Source organism: Nitrobacter sp. NHB1 (assembly GCF_036964665.1).
Classification (GTDB): Bacteria; Pseudomonadota; Alphaproteobacteria; order Rhizobiales; family Xanthobacteraceae; genus Nitrobacter.
Genome location: NZ_JBAMDA010000001.1, coordinates 1,345,920 through 1,368,279 on the forward strand (window position 1 = coordinate 1,345,920; position 22,360 = coordinate 1,368,279).

General features: G+C 62.5%; 20 protein-coding genes. 4 read left to right on the forward strand and 16 right to left on the reverse strand.

The window, feature by feature from the left end; genetic code table 11:
- Positions 1 to 129 precede the first annotated feature (129 nt).
- The 6 genes from V4R08_RS06385 to V4R08_RS06410 all read right to left on the reverse strand — a co-directional run bounded on the left by V4R08_RS06385 (position 130) and on the right by V4R08_RS06410 (position 7,973).
- Positions 130 to 2,034 (reverse strand): potassium transporter Kup, encoded by a 1,905-nt coding sequence (locus V4R08_RS06385; RefSeq protein ID WP_335578573.1) that lies wholly within the window; start codon positions 2,032 to 2,034, stop codon positions 130 to 132.
- Positions 2,035 to 2,179: 145 nt separating this feature from the next.
- Positions 2,180 to 3,010, reverse strand: coding sequence for an OmpA/MotB family protein (locus V4R08_RS06390; RefSeq protein ID WP_335578574.1), 831 nt, complete (start codon positions 3,008 to 3,010; stop codon positions 2,180 to 2,182).
- An 82-nt stretch (positions 3,011 to 3,092) separates the two neighbouring features.
- Positions 3,093 to 3,866, reverse strand: a complete 774-nt coding sequence (locus V4R08_RS06395) for a motility protein A (protein ID WP_335578575.1) — start codon at positions 3,864 to 3,866, stop codon at positions 3,093 to 3,095.
- 271 nt (positions 3,867 to 4,137) lie between these two features.
- The gene (gene pssA, locus V4R08_RS06400; RefSeq protein WP_335580195.1) at positions 4,138 to 4,989 is read right to left on the reverse strand and encodes a CDP-diacylglycerol--serine O-phosphatidyltransferase; all 852 of its coding nucleotides are present in this window, start codon (positions 4,987 to 4,989) and stop codon (positions 4,138 to 4,140) included.
- 153 nt (positions 4,990 to 5,142) lie between these two features.
- On the reverse strand, positions 5,143 to 5,889 hold the full coding sequence (locus tag V4R08_RS06405) for a phosphatidylserine decarboxylase (protein WP_335578576.1): 747 nt from the start codon (positions 5,887 to 5,889) through the stop codon (positions 5,143 to 5,145).
- Between the two features lie 125 nt (positions 5,890 to 6,014).
- Positions 6,015 to 7,973 carry an ABCB family ABC transporter ATP-binding protein/permease gene (locus V4R08_RS06410; protein WP_335578577.1) on the reverse strand — a complete coding sequence of 653 codons (1,959 nt, stop codon included), beginning with the start codon at positions 7,971 to 7,973 and terminating at the stop codon, positions 6,015 to 6,017.
- 209 nt (positions 7,974 to 8,182) lie between these two features.
- On the opposite strand from V4R08_RS06410, the gene V4R08_RS06415 reads away from it, so the two are divergent.
- Positions 8,183 to 8,785, forward strand: coding sequence for an LOG family protein (locus tag V4R08_RS06415; RefSeq protein WP_335578578.1), 603 nt, complete (start codon positions 8,183 to 8,185; stop codon positions 8,783 to 8,785).
- Between the two features lie 14 nt (positions 8,786 to 8,799).
- On the opposite strand, the gene cimA is transcribed toward V4R08_RS06415, so the two are convergent.
- From cimA to cysS, 4 genes are read right to left on the reverse strand one after another with little or no spacing between them, the layout of a single operon-like run.
- A complete protein-coding gene (gene cimA, locus V4R08_RS06420) occupies positions 8,800 to 10,398 on the reverse strand; it encodes a citramalate synthase (RefSeq protein WP_335578579.1) in 1,599 nt (532 codons plus the stop codon).
- Entirely contained in the window at positions 10,395 to 10,883 is a 489-nt protein-coding gene (locus V4R08_RS06425; RefSeq protein WP_335578580.1) for a GNAT family N-acetyltransferase, read from the reverse strand. Before V4R08_RS06425 ends, cimA begins: the two co-directional genes overlap by 4 nt.
- Positions 10,880 to 11,362 carry an endonuclease domain-containing protein gene (locus tag V4R08_RS06430; protein WP_335578581.1) on the reverse strand — a complete coding sequence of 161 codons (483 nt, stop codon included), beginning with the start codon at positions 11,360 to 11,362 and terminating at the stop codon, positions 10,880 to 10,882. The genes V4R08_RS06425 and V4R08_RS06430 overlap by 4 nt, the downstream gene beginning before the upstream one ends.
- Positions 11,359 to 12,810, reverse strand: a complete 1,452-nt coding sequence (gene cysS, locus V4R08_RS06435) for a cysteine--tRNA ligase (RefSeq protein ID WP_335578582.1) — start codon at positions 12,808 to 12,810, stop codon at positions 11,359 to 11,361. Before cysS ends, V4R08_RS06430 begins: the two co-directional genes overlap by 4 nt.
- Positions 12,811 to 13,059: 249 nt before the next feature.
- Here cysS and V4R08_RS06440 point away from each other — a divergent pair, with 249 nt between their 5' ends.
- On the forward strand, positions 13,060 to 13,365 hold the full coding sequence (locus V4R08_RS06440; RefSeq protein ID WP_335580196.1) for a hypothetical protein: 306 nt from the start codon (positions 13,060 to 13,062) through the stop codon (positions 13,363 to 13,365).
- Between the two features lie 285 nt (positions 13,366 to 13,650).
- On the forward strand, positions 13,651 to 14,772 hold the full coding sequence (locus V4R08_RS06445; protein ID WP_335578583.1) for a DUF2865 domain-containing protein: 1,122 nt from the start codon (positions 13,651 to 13,653) through the stop codon (positions 14,770 to 14,772).
- Between the two features lie 14 nt (positions 14,773 to 14,786).
- Here the strand turns inward: V4R08_RS06445 and V4R08_RS06450 are convergent, their stop codons facing one another.
- The 6 genes from V4R08_RS06450 to rpiA all read right to left on the reverse strand — a co-directional run bounded on the left by V4R08_RS06450 (position 14,787) and on the right by rpiA (position 21,341).
- The gene (locus tag V4R08_RS06450; RefSeq protein ID WP_335578584.1) at positions 14,787 to 16,538 is read right to left on the reverse strand and encodes an NAD+ synthase; all 1,752 of its coding nucleotides are present in this window, start codon (positions 16,536 to 16,538) and stop codon (positions 14,787 to 14,789) included.
- Between the two features lie 106 nt (positions 16,539 to 16,644).
- Positions 16,645 to 16,995, reverse strand: a complete 351-nt coding sequence (locus V4R08_RS06455; RefSeq protein WP_442935679.1) for a diacylglycerol kinase — start codon at positions 16,993 to 16,995, stop codon at positions 16,645 to 16,647.
- A gap of 2 nt (positions 16,996 to 16,997) precedes the next feature.
- Positions 16,998 to 18,386: a class II 3-deoxy-7-phosphoheptulonate synthase gene (locus V4R08_RS06460; RefSeq protein WP_335578586.1), complete on the reverse strand. Its 1,389-nt coding sequence runs from the start codon at positions 18,384 to 18,386 to the stop codon at positions 16,998 to 17,000.
- Between the two features lie 320 nt (positions 18,387 to 18,706).
- A complete protein-coding gene (gor, locus tag V4R08_RS06465) occupies positions 18,707 to 20,092 on the reverse strand; it encodes a glutathione-disulfide reductase (protein ID WP_335578587.1) in 1,386 nt (461 codons plus the stop codon).
- An 18-nt stretch (positions 20,093 to 20,110) separates the two neighbouring features.
- A complete protein-coding gene (locus V4R08_RS06470) occupies positions 20,111 to 20,620 on the reverse strand; it encodes a DUF2059 domain-containing protein (RefSeq protein ID WP_335578588.1) in 510 nt (169 codons plus the stop codon).
- A 22-nt stretch (positions 20,621 to 20,642) separates the two neighbouring features.
- Entirely contained in the window at positions 20,643 to 21,341 is a 699-nt protein-coding gene (rpiA, locus tag V4R08_RS06475; protein WP_335578589.1) for a ribose-5-phosphate isomerase RpiA, read from the reverse strand.
- A 315-nt stretch (positions 21,342 to 21,656) separates the two neighbouring features.
- Between rpiA and V4R08_RS06480 the strand changes: the two genes are divergently transcribed.
- Positions 21,657 to 22,355 (forward strand): HAD family hydrolase, encoded by a 699-nt coding sequence (locus V4R08_RS06480; RefSeq protein WP_335578590.1) that lies wholly within the window; start codon positions 21,657 to 21,659, stop codon positions 22,353 to 22,355.
- The last annotated feature ends 5 nt before the right edge of the window (positions 22,356 to 22,360 follow it).

Sequence of the window (22,360 nt, forward strand, 5' to 3'; positions counted from 1 at the left end):
AACCTCCTCGTCCCCGCATTCAGGCGCCCGCACCAGCTCATAGCCGGTTTCGCCCTCTCTCCAGCCGCGCAAGGTCGCCCCTTGCGCCGACAAAATCAAGCGCCGCCACAATTCTAAATGACGGCTTGTCTAAATGATGACTTGCGTTCCCACTTCCACGACCCGCCCGGTCGGAATCTGAAAATAATCGATTGCATCGTTGGCCGACCGGCTCATCGCGATGAACAGGTGATCCTGCCAGAGCGGCATTCCCGACTGCGCGGACGGCTTCAGCGACCGCCGCGAGACGAAAAACGACGTCGCCATGATGTCGAACTGCCAGCCGAGCTTGCGCGCGATCACCAGGGCCTTCGGGACATTCGGCAATTCCATGAACCCGAAGCGGAGGCTGACGGTCGAGAACTTCTCGCTGATATTTTCCATGCGAACCCGCTCGGTGGGATCGACGCGGGGGGTTTGCGTGGTTTCGATCGTCAGGATGACGTTGTGTTCGTGAAGCACCTTGTTGTGCTTGAGATTGTGCAAAAGCGCGGTAGGCACGAAATTGGGATCGCTGGTCAGAAACACCGCTGTGCCCTTGACGATGTGCGGTGGGCGCTTTTCCAGACTCTTGATGAGATCCAGAAGCGGCACCTCGGTGCGCCGGGTCTTTTTGATGAGGATGGCCGCGCCGCGGCGCCACGTCCATATCAGCACAACCATAATGAGGCCGAACAGAAGCGGCACCCATGCGCCCTCAAGCAGCTTGAGGAGATTGGCGCTGAAAAACATGATGTCGACGACGACAAGCGGGACGACCAATGCGGCAGCCGTCGCCGGGTGCCAGTTCCACAGCTTCCAGACAACGACAAAGCCCATGATGCCGTCGGCGACCATCGTGGTGGACACCGCAATCCCGTAGGCCGAGGCGAGCCCGCTGGAGGTGCGGAACAACAGCACCAAAAGCAGCACGCCGATCAGCAACAGAATGTTCACACGCGGCAGGTAGATCTGGCCGGCATGGGTCTCGGAGGTGTAGCGCACCTCGAAACGCGGCAACAGGCCGAGCTGCACGGCCTGACGAATGAGCGAATAGGCGCCGGTAATGACGGCCTGGCTGGCGATCACCGTGGCGGCGGTTGCCAGAATGACCAGCGGCAGGAGGATCGGCGCCGGCGCCAGACGGTAGAAGGGGTTCTCGATGGCGTCGGGATGGGCGAGGACCAGCGCCCCCTGTCCGAAATAATTCAGCAGCAGCGCCGGCAGCACCAGACAGAACCACGCCGCCTGAATTGGTTTGCGGCCGAAGTGGCCGAGATCGGCATACAGCGCCTCGCCGCCCGTGACCGACAGAAAGACCAACCCCATGATGACGAGGCCGATCAGGCCATGATTGAGCAGGAAGTGAATGGCGTACCAGGGATTGACGGCTAACAGCACGCTCGGGTCTTCGTGGATGTGCAGAGCGCCGAGGACAGCGATAGCCACGAACCACAGTGCCATCACCGGAGCAAACGCCGAGGCCACGCGCGCCGTGCCGCGGCTCTGCACCGCGAACAGCACGACCAGGATCAGCAACGTCAGCGGGACGACGTAGTCGTCGAACTCCGGCGCCGCGAGTTTCAATCCTTCGACCGCGGACAGCACCGAGATCGCCGGCGTGATCATGGAATCGCCGAGAAACATCGAGGCGCCGACCACGCCGAGCGCCAGAAGGAGCAGGCTTTGTCGCCCCAGCGCCCGCTGCCCGAGCGCCATCAGCGACAGGGTTCCGCCCTCCCCGTTGTTGTCGGCCCGCAGCAGCAGGAGAACGTACTTGGCGGTGACGACGATGAACAGCGACCACAGGATCAGCGACAGCACGCCGAGCACGATCACCGGCGTCACCGTTCCCTGTTGCGCGGCATGATTGACCGCCTCGCGGAACGCATACAAGGGCGACGTCCCGATATCGCCAAAGACCACGCCGATGCTTCCGAGCGTTAACGCCCAAAAGCCGCTCCTCGTTGCCGAAGCTTCGCCTCCGGCTTCGGCGGGTGGATCGCTGACGGCCATGGTGTCTTGCAACGCTCTGATGGTGGTTTTGATCCGGGGCTATCGCCCACAAGGAGAGAGCCGTCAATCCATCGAATGGCATTGACAGCCTGCATTGATTCGTCCGGCAGGAAGCTCGCCCACGGTAAAATAGTATGGTTGGCGATCAGGGCTTCAAATTCGGAGGCAACGGAGGTGCCTCGCGCATCAGGGTGATGGTGACGCGCCGGTTCGCCGCCAGCGAGGGATCGTCCGGAAACAGAGGCATACTGTCCGACTTGCCCGCTACCGCAAAGATATGGCTCGGCGGCAGCCCCTCGCGCTCGAGAATCTGGCGAACGGCGTTGGCGCGGTCCGCGGACAGATCGAAGCCGTCATAGTCGCTGCGCGTCGGCATGAAGTTCGAGGCGGTGTGACCGGTGATCGAAATCCGCAAAGGCGTCGCCTTGAGCGGCGCCGCAAGCTTCCGGATCAGCATCCGCGTCCGCTCGTAAGGCTCCTTGGATCCGTCCGCGAACATCGATCGGCCGTCCTGGTCGACGATCTCCAGGTTGAGACCTTCCTTGGTCTCCTCGAACATGATGTGCTTGGAGAGCTCGGTCAGCTCCGGCATGTCTTGCAGCGCCTGCCGTAGCGACGCGGAAGCGAGCGCAAACTCACGATCCGTCTTGAGGCGCGCGCCCGCGGTCTTGGAGCGCTCCTGCTCGTTGGGAGTCGGGGTGGCGGAGGTTTCCTCCGGCGGGACGTGCGCGGAGTTCTTCAGTTTTGGCCGTGTCGGCAAGCCATCCGATTCGATGATGCCGGAATATCGCACCTCGGTCTGGGTGCCGAAGGCGTCACGCATCGAGCCCGCGACAATCTTGAGCTTGTTGTTGTCCATGGTGGAGAACGCGACGAGCATCACGAAGAAGCTCATCATCAAGCCCATCAGATCGGCGAACGTGACGAACCAGCCGTGCCCTCCGCCATGCGCATCGCCGCGTTTTTTCTTGGCCATTGCTGGTTTCCCGACTAGCGCGCTTACCGTTCTGATGGAATCAGAACGGGCGCTCCCAAGCTATTGAAATGCTCTCCCCAGATCACGCCGGAACCGGCTCGCCTTCCTCCTGGCGATGCTTCTCCGGCAGATAGGCGAGCAGCATTTCGCGCACCAGCGCCGGACTCTTGGAATCCCGGATCATCAGGATTCCGTCGATGATCAGGGTGCGATTGGTTTCCTCGTCCAGCAGCTTGCCGTGCAGCTTGTCCGCAATCGGCAGGCAGAACAGGTTGGCGACAAGCGCGCCGTAGAGCGTCGCGAGCAGCGCAGTCGCCATGAACGGACCGAGCTTGGAGGGATCGGTCATGTTGGCGAACATCTGCACCATGCCGATCAGGGTGCCGATCATGCCGAACGCCGGAGCGCAATCGCCGATGGCGCGGTAGATCTTGCTTCCCTCATCGAGGTGCATGAGAAAATTGTCGCGGTCGCGCTCGAGATTGTCACGGATGAATTCGAGATCGTAACCGTCCGCCACAAACCGGATTCCCTTGGCGAGAAACGGCTCGTTGGTTTCGACTTTCTCGAGGCCCACCGGCCCCTGCTTGCGGGCGATTTCGGCGATCCGCGCCAGTTCGTCGACAAGGTCGCGCGCCGTCAGCCGGCTCATGGTGAAGGCAAACCTGGCGCCGAGCGGCAAGCCGTGCAGAATTGCGCCGAGCGGGAAGCGGATCATCGTGGCGGCGGTCGCACCACCGAAAATGATGATCAAGGCATGTTCGCTGACGAACATGTGGAGATCGCCGCCCATAAAGACCATCACGGCGACTACGATCATGCCGAAAGCGAGTCCGGCACCCGTCATGATATCCATGAGAACTCCACGCATACTCGACCGGCCATCCTGGACGGCGGCGCGGCCCGTTCTGAGCCACGCGTCGACACCCTAACTTTGGCGCCATTAAAGACCCGTTACCGGAAAGGTAATCGTTGCCAATGTGTTAATACCGAACCAAAGCGGCTCGCGGGCGGGCACAACCGTTTGAGGAACGGCTATGATTCCCACCAACGACGAGGCATCGACATGTTGCCGTTCAAGCGTCCAACGCACCGGACGCCGGACCGCTGCACGTCTGCAAGGTTTCTCAATTCGGGCGGGGAGACCGGTTGTCCTGCTTCCGTGGCCTGATCGGAATGGTTGGCGACTTGGCCCCGGGGGGCGGCGCAACCGGCGATGCGGCGTCGGTGAATTCGGCGGATGACGGCTCGGCCGGAAACGTCTGCTCCACAGCCGCCTTGAGGTCCTGATCGCGATAGGATTTCCAACCGATCGGAAGGCTCACCAGAAAGCCGATTGAACAGAAGGACAGGACGACCCATGGATAACTGATCAGGAGTGCGATGAAGAACACCACCGACACGAAGACCGGCAGCACCAGTTCCGGCGGCACGCGCATCCCAACCATCTTGCCGGAGAAGACCGGTAACCGCGAAACCATCAGGATCGCGATCAGCAGCGTATAAAACGCCGTCAGCACCGCGGGCGGATGCGGGACGCCCAGGAACGCCAGATAGATCGGCAACAGCACCGTGATCGCACCCGCCGGCGCAGGCACGCCGGTAAAGAATTTTGCGGCAAAAGCCGGCTTGTTGGGATCGTCCATCGTCGCGTTGAAGCGGGCGAGCCGCAGGCCGCCGCTGATCGCGAATATCATCGCCGCGATCCAGCCCACATTGTTGAGGTCGTGCAACTGCCAGAAGTAGAGGATCAGGCCGGGCGCGACACCGAAATTGACGAAGTCAGCGAGGCTGTCGAGTTCGGCGCCGAACTTCGACTGTCCCTTGATCATCCGGGCCACCCGCCCGTCGAGCCCGTCGAGCACAGCCGCGAACACGATAGCAGCCACCGCAAGCTCCATCCGCCCCTCGGTCGAGAGCCGGATTGCCGTCAGTCCCGCGCAAATAGCAAGCAGCGTGATGAAATTGGGCACCAGCATCCGCACCGGAATCGGGCGAAACCGGCGACGGCGTATCTCGGACGATTTCGGATCGTATGGCGTCTGCACTTCTCCTATATAGCAGGGCCTTAATATAGCAGGGCTTTGCCCGGTCCGCCATCTGCCGGACACCCGGGCAAACCGCCCGAGCGGCTAACTGCTGCGATAGGTCCGCACGCCGTCTTCCTGCTTAAAATCGGCCAGCACCGTTTCGCCGGCGATCGCGGTCTGGCCTTCGGACACCAGCACTTGCGTCCCCTCCGGCAGGAAGACGTCGAGCCGCGAACCGAACCGGATCAGCCCGAAGCGTTCGCCCGCCTCGATCGTCTGCCCCTCGTGCACGAACGAGACGATGCGTCGCGCAACCAGCCCGGCGATCTGAGTCACCCCAACCGTCCCGTTGTTCGGCGTCGATATGACGAGCGAGTTGCGCTCGTTGTCCTCGCTCGCCTTGTCGAGTTCGGCGTTGATGAATTTGCCGGGACGATAGGCGATCCGTTCGATCCGCCCCGCGACCGGACTGCGATTGACGTGGCAATTGAACACGCTCATGAAGATCGAAATGCGCACTAGCGGCTGCTCGCCGAGTTCGAGCTCGAACGGCGGGACCACCTGCGTGATCATCGAGATGCGGCCGTCCGCCGGCGCGACGACGAGGCCCTCGCGGATTGGCGTCACACGGGCCGGATTGCGGAAGAACAGCGCACACCACACCGTGAGCAGCGTTCCGATCCAGCCCAGCGGGGTCCAGATCCAGAACAGAATAAGACTGACCACTGCGAAGCCACCGACGAAGGGATAACCCTTCGGATGAATTGGCGAAATTTGTGCTCGGACGGACTTGGCACCGGAGCGGATGGATTTGGCGACGGATAGGAGAGTCTGTCGATCTATGGACATGAGCACCTGATGATCTGCGAATGAATCTGAGGTGAAAGTGGCTTTATGGGAACGCGTCACGCCCCCTCGCTCGGCATCCGTATTGAAACACGATGCCTGATTCGGGGGGCTGCCTTAGGCCTATTCTACTCTGCCGCGGCGGCCGGCGCCACCAGCGGATCGTCCACAGGAGGCGGGGCACGGTTGGGGACGTCGTCGTCATCGCCGATCAGCGCCAGTTTCTCCCGCACCTCCTGCGCCTCGCGTTGCCTGTTCCACATGCTGGCGTAAAGACCGTCGGCCGCCAAAAGCTCCGTATGGGTTCCCCGCTCGGCGATTCGGCCTTGATCGAGCACGATAATCTCGTCGGCGCCCACGATGGTCGACAGCCGGTGCGCGATCACCAGCGAAGTGCGGTTGCGCGAGACCCCTTCGAGGGCCTCCTGGATTTCATGCTCGGTGTGGCTGTCGAGCGCCGACGTCGCCTCGTCCAGCACGAGGATCGGCGGCGCCTTCAGTACGGTGCGCGCAATCGCCACACGCTGTTTCTCGCCGCCGGACAGTTTTAACCCGCGCTCGCCGACCTCTGTCTCGTAGCCCTTCGGCGACATCCTGATGAAGCCGTCGATCTGCGCCGTCCGGGCGGCGATCTCGACCTCTTCGTCGGTCGCGTTCCAGCGGCCGTAGCGGATGTTGTAGCGGATGGTGTCGTTGAACAGCACGGTGTCCTGCGGCACCATCCCGATCGCAGCGCGCAGCGAGACCTGCGTGACGTCGCGGATATCCTGGCCGTCGATCAGGATACGGCCGCTCGACACATCGTAAAGGCGAAATAAAAGGCGTGAGATCGTCGATTTCCCCGCCCCCGACGGCCCGACGATCGCCACCGTCTTTCCCGCGGGCACGTCGAACGTCATGCCCTTGAGGATCGGGCGATTCGGATCGTAGGAAAACCGCACATCCTCGAACCGCACCGAACCGTGCCCAACATGCAATGGCTGCGCGCCGGCGCGATCCTTCACCTCCGGATTGCGGGTCAGCACGCCGAACATCTTTTCGATATCGATGATCGCCTGCTTGATCTGGCGATAGACCATGCCCATCAGGTTGAGCGGCTGGTAGAGCTGGATCATCATGGCGTTGACCATGACGAAATCGCCGACCGTATGAGTGCCGTTGCGCACGCCGATCGCGCACATGATCATGATCGTCGTCAGACCGGCCGTGTAGATGACCGCCTGTCCCCCGTTGAGAACAGCCAGCGAGGTGTAAGTAGAGACGCTTGCGGCCTCAAACCGCTCCATCGAGCGGTCGTAGCGTTTCGCTTCCCGCAACTCGGCACCGAAATATTTCACCGTTTCGTAGTTCAATAGCGAGTCGATCGCCTTGGCGTTGGCGTCGGAATCGGATTCGTTCATCCGGCGGCGGATTTCGATGCGCCACTGCGTCGCTCTGTAGGTAAAGGCCATGTAGACCACGACGGTCACGAGCGTCACCAGCACGTAGCGCCAGTCGAATTGCCACAACAGAACGGCGGTGAGCAGCCCGACTTCGACCGCAGTCGGAATAAGCTGGAGGATGACGAGCCGGACCATCTCCTCGATGCCGTTGCGGCCCCGTTCGAGCACGCGCGTCAACCCGCCGGTCTTGCGTTCGAGGTGAAAACGCAGCGACAGCTCGTGCATGTGGACGAACGTCCGGTAAGCCAGCCTGCGCACCGCGTGCATCGCGACCTTGGCAAAGATGCCGTCGCGCCACTGGGTGAGCAGCGCCATCAGCACGCGGACGGAACCGTAGGCCAGCGTCATTGCCAGCGGCGACAGGATCAACCACATCGCCCAGTTGTCGGGCTGCACGGGCGCGCTTCCCGCGCCGTTCAGCGCATCGACCGCCCACTTGAAGGTGAACGGAACGATCAGGGTGGCGACCTTGGCCACAAGCAACAGCAGCATCGCCCAGACGACGCGCATCTTCAGGTCGGCGCGATCGCCGGGCCACATGTAGGGCCACAGATGCACAAGCGCCCGGCCGAGCGTCGCGCTTCGGGTCGGATCATCGGACGGTTTTGCCGGCGCGCTCGCCGGATGCGCAGCCGCGTCAGCCATCGCTCAGGCCTGAACCCGAAAATGGCGTCCACCGCCGCGAATATCGTCTGATCGAGGTCATATATCGACGTCATATAGAGCGTTTGGGTGCTGCGTACACCCTATTCCCGGCGATTTTTCGCTGCGGAGGGCGGCCCCGCAGGCGCTTGACCCCGTGCCGACAATAGCCGAACCTTGACGCCGCAGTTGTTCCGGGCCACATCGATTCCATGAACACCATCAAAACGGTCTGCGTCTATTGCGGCTCAGGCCCCGGTACAAATCCCCAATTCGTCGAAGCCGCCGTCGCTTTTGGTAGAGCGCTCGCCCGGAACAACGTCGGGCTGGTCTATGGCGGCGGCTCGGTCGGGCTGATGGGCGCCATCGCGACCTCGACCCTCGATCACGGCGGCACCGTCACCGGCATTATTCCGGATTTCCTGACCGCACGCGAACATGCGCTGTCGCGCGTGCAGGAGATGATCGTCACCCGCGATATGCACGAGCGCAAGCGCCTGATGTTCGAGCGGTCGGACGCGTTCGTCGCCCTGCCCGGCGGCGTCGGCACGCTGGAGGAACTGGTCGAGCAGCTCACCTGGCAGCAGCTCGGGCGGCACAGCAAGCCGATCATGCTGGCGAATGTCGACGGCTTCTGGGAACCGCTGCTGGCGCTGCTCGCCCACATGCGGGCCACCGCCTTCATCCGGCCGACGCTCGCCGTCAATATCCTGCAGGCCGATCACGTGGAGGACATCCTGCCGAAACTTCGCGCCGCCGCGAGCGACGCGCTGAACTCCAAGCAGATGCCGGCCGACGTCGCCGGTCGGCTATAACCGCAGCGGACCCCTTACGCCGGCGCGCCGGACTTCACCAGCTTGTAGAATACCGAATCCATCAGGGCCTGGAACGACGCATCGATGATATTGGACGACACGCCGATCGTGGTCCAGCGCTCGCCCTCTTCGTCCTCGCTCTCGATCAGAACGCGTGTCACGGCTTCCGTGCCTCCGTTGAGAATACGCACGCGATAATCGATCAGTTTAAGTCCCTCGATATATTTCTGGTATTTGCCGAGGTCCTTGCGCAAGGCGACATCGAGCGCATTGACAGGACCGTTGCCTTCGCCGGCCGAGATCAGTGTCTGGCCGTCGACCCTCACCTTCACCACCGCCATCGCGACGGTAATGCGCTCGCCGTGCGAGTTGTAGCGCTGCTCGACATTGACGTCGAATTGCTCGACATCTAAATATTCCGGCACGCGGCCGAGCGTGCGCCGCGCCAAAAGATCAAACGACGCATTGGCGGATTCGTAGGCGTAGCCCGCCGCCTCGCGCGCCTTCATCTCCTCGATCAGCCGTCCGAGTTTGGGATCGTTCCTGTCGAACGCGATGTGTGCCCGCTCCAGTTCGACGAGCACGTTGGAGCGGCCCGCCTGATCCGACACCAGCACCTTGCGGCGATTGCCGACCGATTCCGGCGCGACATGCTCGTAGGTCGCGGGATCCTTGATGATCGCGGAGGCGTGAATGCCGGTCTTGGTGACGAACGCGCTTTCGCCGACGTAAGGAGCGTGCCGGTTCGGCGCGCGGTTGAGCATGTTGTCGAGCGTGCGCGACGCCTGCGTCAGGGTCGCAAGGCGATCCTCGGACACACCGATCTCGAAGGCATCGGCGAATTCCGTCTTCAGCTTCAGCGTCGGGATCAACGAGCAGAGATTGGCATTGCCGCAACGCTCGCCGAGGCCGTTCAACGTGCCCTGGATTTGCCGCGCGCCCGCGCGCACCGCCGCGAGCGAATTGGCGACCGCCTGCTCGGTGTCGTTATGGGCGTGGATTCCGAGGTGGTCGCCGGGGATGTGTTTCGCAACCTCGCGAACCGTCGCCTCGATCTCGTTCGGCATGGTGCCGCCATTGGTGTCGCACAGCACAACCCAGCGCGCGCCGGAGTCGTAAGCCGCCATGGCGCAGGCCAGCGCGAACGCCGGGTCTTCCCTGTAGCCGTCGAAGAAATGCTCGCAGTCCATCATGACCTCGCGGCCCACAGCCGCGACGGCCTTCACGCTGTCGCGGATCGACGCCAGATTTTCGTCGTTCGTCGTCTCAAGCGCGACTCTGACCTGATAGGCCGAGGATTTTGCCACCAAGCAGATCGCATCCGCCTTGGCCTCGATCAGCGCGGCCAGCCCCGGATCGTTGGCGGCGGATCGCCCCGGCCGCCGCGTCATGCCGAAGGCGGTGAACCGCGCATGGCGAAGCGCGGGCTTTTGCGAAAACAGCTCAGTGTCGGTCGGATTGGCGCCGGGATAGCCACCTTCGATATAGTCGATGCCGAGATCGTCCAGCATCTTCGCGATGGCCTGCTTGTCCTGCAACGTGAAGTCGACGCCGTTGGTCTGAGCGCCGTCGCGCAGCGTGGTATCGAACAGATAGAGGTGCTCGCGGCTCATGCCGCACCTCCCGCCGCCAGCGTCTTTTTCATCGTGGTGTTGGCCAGCCACTCGTCGCCGATCGTCACCGAATTGCGTTGCATCGCGACGTAACCGCGCTTGGCGAAAAATCGCTGTGCCGTATCGCTGGCCTCGACGGTCAGCGCCGTGGCGCCGCGGGCGCCAGCAAGCTTTTCGAGCGCATCGCACAGCGTGGTCGCGACCCCGCGCCTCGCCGCGCCCGGATGCACATAGAGCATGCCGATGTGATCGGCGCCCTTGAGCGATGCGAAGCCGACGGGCGAGCCCTGCAGCGTTGCCACCAGCGTCAATTCGTTCGCGAGCCGCGCGCCGAACTTGCCCTCGTCATCGGCGGCACTGGCCCATGCGATCTGCTGCGCCTTGCTGTAGTCGTCGCCGGTCAGTTCCTCGATGCTGGCGACAAAGATCGCCGCCAGAACGGGAACGTCGGCGGGCAGCATCGGCCGCAGCGCAGGTGCATTCATTGTGAAGCCTTCTTTTTTCCCTCTCCCCTTGCGGGAGAGGGTGGCGGCGAGCGCAAGTGAGCCGTCGGGTAAGGGGTTGCCGTTCCCTCGGCAATTGCAGTCAGCACGCCTTCCAAATTCGACAGCACGTCATTGTTCCAGAACCGGAGCGTGCGAAACCCATTGTCCGCGAACCAGCGGTCACGCTCGGCATCATGCACCGACTCCGCGTGCTGACCGCCGTCCACCTCGACAACGAGCCGCAGTTCGTAACAGAGAAAATCCGCAACGTAGGGTCCGGCCGGCACCTGCCTGCGAAACTTGAGGCCCTGAAAGCGCCGGTCCTTGAGCGCAAACCAGAGCTTCCGCTCAGCGTCGGTCATCCGCGATCGTAAACTTCGAGCCGTTGCTTTTCGAGACGACCCCTCACCCGCCTCGCGCCGAAGGCGCTCGGCACCCTCTCCCGCAAGGGGAGAGGGAAGACTCGACTGCGCGCTCATCGCGCGATCTCCCATGTCGTCTTTGGCTTGCCGTCGGCATCCTTGCCGTCCTTCAGCACGACGCCCATGGCAGCGAGTTCGTCGCGGATGCGATCGGATTCCTTGAAGTCTTTTCGGGCGCGGGCAGCGGCGCGATCATTGATCGACTGATCAATGCGGGCCGTATCAATGCCGGTCAAGGATCGCCCACGTTCGGTTCGCTCAGCCGCGGTCTGAGGCAACAAGCCGAGCAGCAATGCTGCCGATTTCTTGTGACGTCGCGCCGCATCACCGGACCAATCGTCAAGCCGGCCCTCGCTCAAACGGAGTGTCGGTGAAATCTGGTGCAATCTGGTAATGGCCTTATGAGTATTCAGGTCATCCAATAAAGCGTCCAGAAATTCAGGGTCTATATCGTCTGAAGGCTCAATGTCGGCGACATCCTTGTACCAATCATCAAGAACACGACGGCTTTCTTCTAACCCCTTCAGCGTCCAATCAATCGGCGAGCGATAATGCGTCTTCAGCATGTTGAGACGTACGACTTCGCCGGGCCAGTCCCTGAGCAAATCATTGATCGTCACGAAGTTGCCCAAACTCTTCGACATCTTCTCGCCTTCGACCTGCAGGAAGCCGTTGTGCATCCAGTAGTTCGCCATCGCGTGTGTACCGTGGGCGCAACGCGACTGCGCGATCTCGTTTTCATGATGCGGGAAGATCAGGTCGAGGCCGCCGCCGTGAATGTCGAAGACCTCGTCGCCACGTTCACCGCCGAGATAGGCCGCGCTCATCGCCGAGCATTCGATGTGCCAGCCAGGCCGTCCCCTGCCCCACGGGCTGTCCCAGCCCGGCTCGTTCTCGGATGACAATTTCCACAGCACGAAGTCGGCCGGATTCCTCTTGTGCGCGTCCACCGCGACTCGCGCACCGGCCTTCTGCTCATCTAACCTGCGGCCCGACAGCGCGCCGTAGTCCGGCATCGACTGCACGTCGAACAGCACCTCGCCGCCGGCCTCGTAGGCGTGCCCCCGCGCGATCAACTGCCGGATCAACGTCACCATGTCGGCCCGGCCGTCGGCGCGCGGCAACACGAACTCGGTGGCGCGCGGCTGATGGGTCGGCGGCAGGCAGCCGAGCGCCGCAACATCGGCCTGAAACTGGTCGGCGGTTTTTTCCGTGACCTTGCGGATCGCCTCGTTCAGCGGAAGGCCCGGAAAGTCCCGCGCCGCGCGGTCGTTGATCTTGTCATCGACGTCGGTGATGTTGCGGACGTAGGTGACATGGTCGGCGCCGTAGCGATGCCGCAGCAGCCGGAACAGCACGTCGAACACGATGACCGGCCGCGCATTGCCGATGTGGGCGAAGTCGTAGACCGTCGGACCGCAGACATACATCCGCACGTTCGACGGATCGATCGGCGTGAAAGCCCGCTTCTCCTTGGTCAGGGTATCGTAAAGGCGCAGTTCCATGGAATCCCGTTCCCAACGGCCGGGCGTCCAGTGATCTCTTGTGAGAAAAGACGGCCTCAGCCAGCGAATCGCTAGCGCATAATCTCGCGGCAAATGCCAGAAATGGCGAGGAGACCGTTCATCCCGATATCATGGAACGACCGGGGGTGCGGCGTCAAGGCCACGCCCCACAAACGCCTCATTTCGCCGCGAAATCGCCCCGGCTCGTCGTGGCTCGCAACGGCGATGGTCTCCATTTCCCGGCACACAATGCGTATTATTCCCGTAATTCTGGCGGCCGTGGTTCTCTTCGTGGGAGCCACCGCATGGGCCGATAGCCGCGTTTTCATCATCGCCAACCAGGCCGACGGATACGGCGTCGACCAGTGCCTCGCCCAAGGCGAGAGGTGCGGCGCTTACGCCGCGCACTCCTATTGCCGGTCACGCGATTTTGCACGGGCCACCGCTTACCGGCGCATCAGGCCCGATGAGATGACGGATTCGATTCCGGGGTCCACAGGCTCCTGTCGGCACAGCGGCTGCAACGAATACGTCGCGATCACCTGTCAACGCTGACCCGTCGATCCATAGTGGGAAAGTCGGTATCGCGCCGAGCCGCCACACTCGTGCCCCGGAAACGACGTGACGCTGCCGCGAGAAGCGGATATGACATGGCCACGCTGTCGAACGGCCGCTCCAGTAACGCATCCGGCCTGTACCATCAGCGTCTTGCGACGCAATCAGGCTCGCCCGGATTGCGTAAAAAAAGTCACCGCGATGGGCGCGTCTGCGTTCGGAACACAACACCTCTTCGTAGAGCAAGTTTGCAGCATCGCCCCGGGATCGCTCTGATGGCGGATCATGCCTGACCTTTTGTTTGCCCGCCGCACGATGCGGATTTTGGCCTGCGCCGCCGCCCTCGGCATCGCGGCTCCTGCCGCCGATGCCCTGGCGCAGGGCGCTCCGCCAGGCGTCAATCCGATGTGCCCGCGACTCGAGGCGCAACTCGCAAGCATCGACCGCGCCGGCGTCGATCCGGCGCGAGCCGGCCAGATTCGCCGCTATGAGGATGCCGCAGGCCGGCAACAGGCCGAACTCGAACGCGTAACCGCGCAAGCCCGGCGCATGGGCTGCGACAGTTCGGGGTTCTTCCAGCTATTCAACGGCCAGTCGGCGCAGTGCGGACCGGTCAGCCACCAGATCCAGCAAATGCGGGCCAATCTCGAGCAGCTCACCACCAACCTGGAGCGGCTGCGAGCCAGCAGCGGCGCCGGCAACCCCGACCGCGACAGTCAGCGGCGCTCCGTGCTGGTGGCGCTGGCGCAGAACGATTGCGGCCCGCAATATGCCGCGGCCGCGCGGAACCAGGGCTCCTTCTTCGACAACCTGTTCGGCAACCACCCCGACAATCAACCGATCCCACCGCCGGTCGATTCGGGAGGCGTGCAATCCGGGACGTATCGGACCGTCTGCGTCCGTTCGTGCGATGGTTTTTACTTTCCGATCTCGTTTGCCACCGTTCCGAGCCGGTTTCCCGACGACGAACGAACCTGCAAGAACCTTTGCCCAGCGGCGGACGCTACTCTCTATGCCTATCGCAATCCCGGCGAGGACATGCATCAGGCCGTCTCGATCAACGGACAGCCTTATTCGTCGTCGCCGAACGCATTCAAATACCGTCAGACATTCAATCCATCGTGCTCATGCAAACCGGCGGGCGAGACCTGGGCGGAGGCATTGAAGGGACTCGACGACAAGGCCGCGGCGGCGCAGCAGGGTGACATCATCGTCACGGAAGACGGCGCCAGGAAGATGTCTCAGCCGGCCGGCAGCAAAGGCTCGCAAAAGAAGGACACAACCGCGACGACCTCCCATGCGCCCGCCACCCCCAAGACCACCCCCGCCGGTGCAGCGCTGACCGATACGACACCACCGAACAAGCCGATCCGTTCAGTGGGACCGACGTTTATACCCGCGCAATAGCGGCTCTTACGCCGTCATCCCTCAAAAGCTTCCGCCGACACCGTCCCTGACCGCGAGACGAGGTCTTCATCCGGCTTCGGCAACGGTGTGCCGGGATCGCGAAACCGGTTGGTGATCGGGTAGCGGCGGTCGCGGCCGAAATTCCTGCGCGTGACCTTGACGCCCGGCGCCGCCTGCCGGCGCTTGTATTCGGCGACGTTGAGCAAGCGGTCGATCCGCGCGACCATGTCGCGGTCGAAGCCCTCGGCGACGATCGACGCCAGCGGTTCCTCGTGCTCGACCAGCCCCTCGAGGATCGCGTCGAGCAGATCGTAGGGCGGTAGCGAATCCTGATCTAGCTGGTTTTCGCGCAGCTCCGCCGTCGGCGGCCGGGTGATGATGTTGACCGGGATCACTTCGCCCGACGGGCCGAGCGCGCCGTCCGGCTTCCATGCGTTGCGCAGGCTGGCCAGCCGGAACACCTCGGTCTTGTAGATATCCTTGATCGGATTGAAGCCGCCGTTCATGTCACCGTACAGCGTCGCGTAGCCCACCGACATTTCCGACTTGTTGCCGGTGGTCACCACCATCGCACCCAGCTTGTTGGAGATCGCCATCAAGAGCGTGCCGCGGGCGCGCGACTGCAGGTTCTCTTCCGTGACGTCGCGCGGGAGCCCCGCGAAGGTGCCGGAGAGAACCTCCTCGAAACCGTTCACCGCGGGCGCAATCGGCAGCACCTCGTAGCGAATGCCGAGCGCCTTCGCGAGCGTCGCCGCGTCGTTGAGCGAGACCTGCGCCGTAAAATGGAACGGCAACATGACGCCGCGGACACGCTCCGCCCCCAGCGCATCGACGGCAATGGCTGCGCACAAGGCCGAGTCGATGCCGCCGGACACGCCGAGCAGGACACTCGGAAATCCGTTCTTCTGGACGTAGTCGCGCAAGCCCAGCACACATGCGGCGTAGTCGGCCTTGTCGTCGTCGATCTGGGGCGCCACCGGTCCTGCACACTGCCATCCCGCCGCGGACTTGGTCCAGTGCAGCGTGACGACACTTTCCCTGAAGGCCGGAAGCTGCGCGGCCAGCGAGCGATCGGCGTTCAGGACAAACGACGCGCCATCGAACACCAGTTCGTCCTGACCGCCGACCTGATTGAGATAGACCAGCGGCAAATCGCTCTCGGTCACGCGCGCCACCGAGATCGACAGCCTGATGTCGCTCTTGCCTTTCGCATAGGGCGAGCCGTTGGGAACGACGAGAATTTCCGCGCCGGTTTCCGCCAGGCACTCGACGACGTTCTCGTACTCGGCGGACTCTTCGACCCAGGTGTCCTCGCAAATCGGCACACCGATCCGCACGCCCCGAATTTTCAAGGGTCCCCCGACCGGTCCCCTCGCGAACACGCGCTTTTCGTCGAACACGCCGTAGTTCGGCAGATTGACCTTGAAGCGGATCGCCGCGACCCGCCCGCCATCCAGCAACGCATACGCATTATAGAGTTTGCCGTCGTCCACCCACGGAGTGCCGATCAGCATGGCCGGTCCGCCGTCGGAGGTCTCGCGTGCGAGATTCTCGACCGCCTCGCGGCACGCCGCCTGAAACGCGGGCTTCAGGACCAGATCCTCGGGCGGATAGCCGGCGATGAACAATTCCGGAAGCGCCACCAGCGCCGCGCCGTCGGCCTTGGCCTGGGCGCGCGCGACGCGCGCTTTGGCCGCATTGCCGGCAATGTCTCCGACCGTCGGATTCAACTGGCCGAGCGTGATCTTGAAGGTGGTTTCGGTCATGGACGCATGTGCCCGCAGGCCTCGCCTTTTTTCAATTGTCACGCTTATAGCGGTTTCGCGCCAAGTGGACACCGGTTCGGGTCAAGAAAACACACCCGATCAATACCTAAAGAAGACCCATGCGTTCAACGATGGCACTGCCCCAGGTCAGACCGATGATGAGCAGCACCACGCCCACTGCAGCCGAGCCCATATCCTTGATGTGCCCGATCTGCGGATCGTGATCGGTCGTCAATCGGTCCGCCAATTTTTCGATCGCAGTATTCAAAAGCTCAACCGCCAGAAGCAGCAGGACCACCGCAACGAGTTCGATACGGCGGACCGTTGTTGCTCCGACAAGCCACGCCAGTGGCAATGCCAGCAGAAGCGCGAACAATTCCTCCCGGATGGCATGTTCGGAACGGATGGCAAAGATCAATCCGTTCCAGCTATTGATGGTGGCGCGCCATAAACGCAATCTCAAAACCCCGCGACCGCGGGGATCGGTTTGACCTTGCCTTCCCGATCGTGTCTGAGCAATTCGGCGATCAGGAATGCCATGTCGATCGACTGCTCGGCGTTCAGGCGCGGATCGCAGACGGTGTGATAGCGGTCGTTGAGATCTTCGTCCGTAATCGCGCGTGCGCCGCCGATGCACTCGGTGACGTTCTGCCCGGTCATTTCCAGATGAACGCCGCCGGCGTGCGTGCCTTCCGCGGCATGAATGCTGAAGAACGACTTGACCTCCGACAGGATGCGGTCGAACGGGCGGGTCTTGTAGCCGCTGGTCGCGGTGATGGTGTTGCCGTGCATCGGATCGCACGACCATACGACAGCGCGGCCCTCGCGCTGCACCGCGCGGATCAGTTGCGGCAGATAATCGCCGATCTTGTCCGAGCCGAAGCGGCCGATGAGCGTCAGACGCCCCGGCTCATTGTCCGGATTGAGCACGTCGATCAGCTTCAACAGTTCATCCGGCTTGAGCGACGGGCCACACTTCAGGCCGATCGGATTCTTGATGCCGCGGAAATATTCGATGTGGCCATGGTCGAGCTGACGGGTGCGATCGCCGACCCAGATGAAATGGCCCGATGTCGCATACCAGTCGCCGGTTGTGGAATCGATCCGCGTCAAGGCCTCTTCGTAGCCGAGCAGCAGCGCCTCGTGGCTGGTATAGATATCGGTCGCCCGCAGTTCCGGATGGCTCTCGAGGTTGAGCCCGCAGGCGCGCATGAAATTGAGCGCGTCGGAAATACGATCGGCCAGTTCCTTGTAGCGCCGCGACTGCTGGGAATCCTTCAGGAAACCCAGCATCCACTGATGCACGCTGCCAAGATTGGCGAAACCTCCGGTCGCGAAGGCGCGCAGCAGGTTCAGCGTCGCCGCCGATTGCCGATAGGCCATGAGTTGACGGTGCGGATCCGGCGTTCGCGACTGCGCGTTGAACGCGATGTCGTTGACGATGTCGCCGCGATAGCTCGGCAATTCGACGCCATCGACCTTTTCGACCGGCGAGGAGCGCGGCTTGGCGAACTGACCGGCAATGCGGCCGACCTTCACTACCGGCAGCGCGCCGGCATAGGTCAGAACCACCGCCATCTGCAGCAGCACACGGAAGAAGTCGCGGATGTTGTTGGCGCCGTGTTCGGCGAAGCTCTCGGCGCAGTCGCCACCCTGCAGCAAAAACGCCTCGCCGTTTGCGACTCGGGCCAGGACTTTCTTCAGATTGCGCGCCTCACCGGCAAAAACCAGCGGCGGAAACGCGGCAAGCTGCGCCTCGACTTCACCCAATGCCTTCGCATCCGGATAAACCGGGATCTGCTGCACCGGCTTGGTGCGCCAGCTATCGGGTGTCCACCGCTCGGACATGAGGTCAACTCCTGAGCAAAAACAGTCGCTTAGAGCATGATCTCGAAAAGTGGGAACCGGTTTTCGGATAAGATCATGCTCAATCAAAAGGATACGGCTGGAGTCTGATTCAATACAGTTGAATCAGACTCTCTAGCTGGTCGTGAGGAGCCGGTATATATACAGGCTGGCCACGCTGCGCCAGTTGGAATTAAGTCTTACCGTACAAGAGCTTGCGGCAAAAGCCGAATTCGTATTTGCGGAATTTCTGCCAGCACCGCGGGGCTCCGGCGAAAAGCTGGAGCCCGGCTTTGATGCCGTTAAAGCCGAACTAAAGCCTTTCACTCCGCCGCTTCACGCGCGTGGCGTGCGGTCGGCGTCCGCATCGTCACCAGTTCTTCGGCCGCCGTGGGATGCAATGCCATCGTCGCGTCGAAGTCGGCCTTGGTCGCCTTCATCCTGATCGCAATACCGAGAACCTGCACCATCTCGGCGGCGCCATCGCCGACGATGTGGCAACCCAGCACGCGATCCGTCGTCGCATCGACGACAAGCTTCATCAGGATACGGGTATCGCGACCGGACATTGTCGCCTTCATCGGCCGGAAGGTCGTCTTGTAGATATCGACGTTGGTGAACTGCGCGCGCGCCTGCGCCTCGGTCAGGCCCACCGTGCCGACCTCGGGTTGCGAGAAGACCGCGGTCGGGATGTCCGCATGATCCACGCGCGTGGGCTTGTTGCCGAACACCGTATCCGCAAACGCGTGGCCCTCGCGGATGGCAACCGGAGTCAGGTTGAAGCGATGCGTGACATCGCCGACCGCATGGATGTGCGGCACGTTGGTTTGCGAAAAGCCGTCAACGGCAATACCGCCGTTGTTCGGATTGATGGCGACGCCCGCGTTCTCGAGACCGAGATTTGCAACGTTGGGATGCCGGCCGATCGCAAACAGCACCTGATCGGAGGCAACGCTCGACCCATTCGACAAATGAGACGTGAATTCGTCGCCTTGCCGATCGACCCTGTCGACGGTGCAGCCCGTCAGGACCGTGATGCCGTCTTTCTCCATCTCCGCGCGAACGTGCGCGCGAACATCGTCGTCGAAACCGCGCAGGATATTGTCGCCGCGATAGATCAGCGTCACATCGCTGCCGAATCCGGCAAAGATGCAGGCAAACTCGAGCGCAATATATCCGCCGCCCTGAATCGCAATTCGTCTCGGCAACTCCGTGAGGTGAAACACCTCGTTGGAGGAGATCACATGTTCGATGCCGGGAATGGCCCGCCCGTGGTTGGGCGCGCCGCCCGTTGCGATCAGAACATGCTTCGAGCGGACGGTTTCGCCCGTCGCCAGTCGCAGCGTGTGCGGATCCTCGAACACCGCCCTCGTCTTGACGATGCGCGCGCCCGCCTTCTCGGCATTGGAGGTATAGGCCGCCTCTAACCGGGCGATCTCCTTGTCCTTGTTGGCGATCAGCGTCGGCCAGTCGAACGTCGCGGACGGGATCGACCAGCCGAAACCGGCGGCATCCTCTATGTCGTGGCGGATGTGAGATCCATAGACAAGCAGCTTCTTCGGCACGCACCCCCGGATGACGCAGGTGCCGCCCATCCGGTACTCCTCGGCAATCATGACGCGCGCGCCATATCCGGCAGCGATGCGCGCAGCGCGCACGCCGCCCGATCCACCGCCGATGACGAACAGATCGACGTCGAAATCAGCCATGCCGGAGCTCGACCGAACTCAGATTTCCTTGCCGCGCTTGCGCATTTCCGCGCGAAACGCTCCGTTCACCACGCCCGCGAACTGATGCGCCCAATTGTTCATGAATGCCATGCTGGCCTCGATCGCCTTGGGCTCCTGCGCGATCAACTTCTGCCCCAGCGGAGACTTGTAAAACGTGACCAGGTCCTTCAACTCCTGCTCGGTAAAATGGCTGGCATAAATCTTCGCCATGCCGTCACCGATCTCCTTTTCGCGGCCCGCCAGCGACTTGGCAACGATCAGAGCGACCTCGTTGAGATCCTTCTGATAGTTCAAGTTGGATTGAAGCAGCGTGGTCTTGGTCCGCTCGACCATGCCCGGAACGGCATTCGCGTACATCGCGTCCGCGTGCTTCAGCGTCAGAAGTTCCTTGGCCGAAGCGATTGCGGCGGCTGTCGGTTGCGCGGGCTTCTGAGCCTGAACGCTGCCTGAGAACACCAGCGCCACGGCAAGGCAAGCCGCCGGCAGAAACCTTGAAAGACCCTTCATCTCAATTCTCCTGGTTGCGGTGCTATCGCCGCTCAACAACGCGAATTCCCTGTGCGCCCGCTAACATCGCCACGCGCGCGAGGCCAATGAACAGGCCGTGCTCGACGACGCCAGGTATCGGATTCAACAGCCCGGCCAGATGGGATGCATCGGGTATTTGCCCGAGATGGGCATCGAAAATCCAGTGGCCGCCATCGGTGACGAAAGCATGGCCGTCAAGCCCCTTTCTGACGACCATTTGACCGGAAGCGCCGACTTTCGCAAACGCCTCGGTAATGGCACGTCGCGTCGCCGCGAGCCCGAAGGGAATGACTTCGATCGGCAGGGGGAAGCGGCCAAGCCCCGCCACCCACTTTGTCTCGTCCGCGATCACGATCATGCGCTCCGACGCCGCAGCCACGATCTTCTCGCGCAGAAGCGCCCCGCCGCCGCCCTTGACCAGATTCAAATCGGCGTCGATTTCGTCGGCGCCATCGACCGTCAGATCGAGCCGGTCGAGGTCGTCCAGCGTGGTTAGGGGAATGCCGCACCGCTCCGCATCGGCTCGCGTTGATTCGGAGGTCGGCACCCCAACAACCTTCAGCCCGTCCCGGACGCGCTCGCCCAGAAGCTCGACAAAATGCTTGGCGGTGGATCCCGTTCCAAGACCCAGCCTCATGCCGTCCTCGACGTATTCAAGGGCACGCGCCGCAGCCTGTCTTTTCAATGCATCCAACGTCATCACGACCTCGATTTTGCGCAGCCGCGCCCTGTCCGGCGAGGCATTCCGGGGTGGTTCGGGAATTCGGTCAAGCGAACTCCGGACCCGCATCATAATTCTGTGGTTATGGGGTTGCTGGCGCCCCTTTTTGATTCCAAAGTTCGCGTCAAGGGGTGCCGCAAGGACAAGCGAACCCGGGAAGCCACCACATTAGCGTCGTTCCACCGTAAGGAACAGGGCAATCGGGCGTTTTCCGGACGTCTCGATTCCAGCACCCGACCAGATCCGCAAGTCGCCCTTGCATGTCCGGCGGGAGGCGGGTACCGATCCGCCATCATGACATCTTCCCCCCCTCCCATGGTCGTATTCGACCTCGACGGGACGCTGGTCGATACCGCGCCAGATCTCGCCGCCGCGCTCAACTTCGTTTTGGATCGTGAGGGTCTGCGCACGCTGCCGTTGCCGACGGCTCGCTCGATGATCGGCGCGGGGGTTCGCCGCATGATCGAACGCGGCCTCGAACATGAGGATCGCGCCGCGACGCCGGATGACGTCACGCGGATGATGGGCGACTTCGTCGACTACTATACGGCGCATATCGCCGACGCATCGCGTCCGTTCGAGGGACTCATCGAGGCGCTCGACGACCTGTCGGCGCGAGGATACCGTTTCGCGGTCTGCACCAACAAGCTGGAACCGCTTGCCAAGCTGCTGCTTGACCAGTTGGGATTGAGTTCGCGGTTTTCTGCGATCTGCGGGGGCGATACCTTTGGCGTATCCAAACCGGATCCGGCGATTTTGCAGCAAACGGTCGCGCGCGCGGGCGGAAGCATGAAGGCCACCATCATGGTCGGCGATGCAGGCCCCGACATAGGGGTAGCGCGCCGGGCCGGGATTCCGGTCATTGGGGTCACGTTCGGCTATACCGAGGTCCCGATCGCGGAACTCAAACCCGATCGCCTCATCGGCCACATGAGGGAGCTGCCGGACGCCGTCGCCGCGCTACAGGCCGAGACGCTGAACGTAACCGGCTGATTTAG

Excerpts from the sequence above, each read along its gene's own strand:
- V4R08_RS06460 (WP_335578586.1), bottom strand. The coding sequence starts at position 18,386 with ATGTCCGAGCGGTGGACACCCGATAGCTGGCGCACCAAGCCGGTGCAG.
- rpiA (WP_335578589.1), bottom strand. The coding sequence starts at position 21,341 with ATGACGTTGGATGCATTGAAAAGACAGGCTGCGGCGCGTGCCCTTGAA.
- V4R08_RS06405 (WP_335578576.1), bottom strand. The coding sequence starts at position 5,889 with ATGTCCATAGATCGACAGACTCTCCTATCCGTCGCCAAATCCATCCGC.
- V4R08_RS06390 (WP_335578574.1), bottom strand. The coding sequence starts at position 3,010 with ATGGCCAAGAAAAAACGCGGCGATGCGCATGGCGGAGGGCACGGCTGG.
- V4R08_RS06450 (WP_335578584.1), bottom strand. The coding sequence starts at position 16,538 with ATGACCGAAACCACCTTCAAGATCACGCTCGGCCAGTTGAATCCGACG.
- V4R08_RS06430 (WP_335578581.1), bottom strand. The coding sequence starts at position 11,362 with ATGAGCGCGCAGTCGAGTCTTCCCTCTCCCCTTGCGGGAGAGGGTGCC.
- V4R08_RS06395 (WP_335578575.1), bottom strand. The coding sequence starts at position 3,866 with ATGGATATCATGACGGGTGCCGGACTCGCTTTCGGCATGATCGTAGTC.
- cimA (WP_335578579.1), bottom strand. The coding sequence starts at position 10,398 with ATGAGCCGCGAGCACCTCTATCTGTTCGATACCACGCTGCGCGACGGC.
- pssA (WP_335580195.1), bottom strand. The coding sequence starts at position 4,989 with ATGCTGGTGCCCAATTTCATCACGCTGCTTGCTATTTGCGCGGGACTG.
- V4R08_RS06440 (WP_335580196.1), top strand. The coding sequence starts at position 13,060 with ATGCGTATTATTCCCGTAATTCTGGCGGCCGTGGTTCTCTTCGTGGGA.
- V4R08_RS06410 (WP_335578577.1), bottom strand. The coding sequence starts at position 7,973 with ATGGCTGACGCGGCTGCGCATCCGGCGAGCGCGCCGGCAAAACCGTCC.
- gor (WP_335578587.1), bottom strand. The coding sequence starts at position 20,092 with ATGGCTGATTTCGACGTCGATCTGTTCGTCATCGGCGGTGGATCGGGC.
- V4R08_RS06445 (WP_335578583.1), top strand. The coding sequence starts at position 13,651 with ATGCCTGACCTTTTGTTTGCCCGCCGCACGATGCGGATTTTGGCCTGC.
- V4R08_RS06480 (WP_335578590.1), top strand. The coding sequence starts at position 21,657 with ATGACATCTTCCCCCCCTCCCATGGTCGTATTCGACCTCGACGGGACG.
- V4R08_RS06385 (WP_335578573.1), bottom strand. The coding sequence starts at position 2,034 with ATGGCCGTCAGCGATCCACCCGCCGAAGCCGGAGGCGAAGCTTCGGCA.
- V4R08_RS06470 (WP_335578588.1), bottom strand. The coding sequence starts at position 20,620 with ATGAAGGGTCTTTCAAGGTTTCTGCCGGCGGCTTGCCTTGCCGTGGCG.
- cysS (WP_335578582.1), bottom strand. The coding sequence starts at position 12,810 with ATGGAACTGCGCCTTTACGATACCCTGACCAAGGAGAAGCGGGCTTTC.
- V4R08_RS06425 (WP_335578580.1), bottom strand. The coding sequence starts at position 10,883 with ATGAATGCACCTGCGCTGCGGCCGATGCTGCCCGCCGACGTTCCCGTT.
- V4R08_RS06415 (WP_335578578.1), top strand. The coding sequence starts at position 8,183 with ATGAACACCATCAAAACGGTCTGCGTCTATTGCGGCTCAGGCCCCGGT.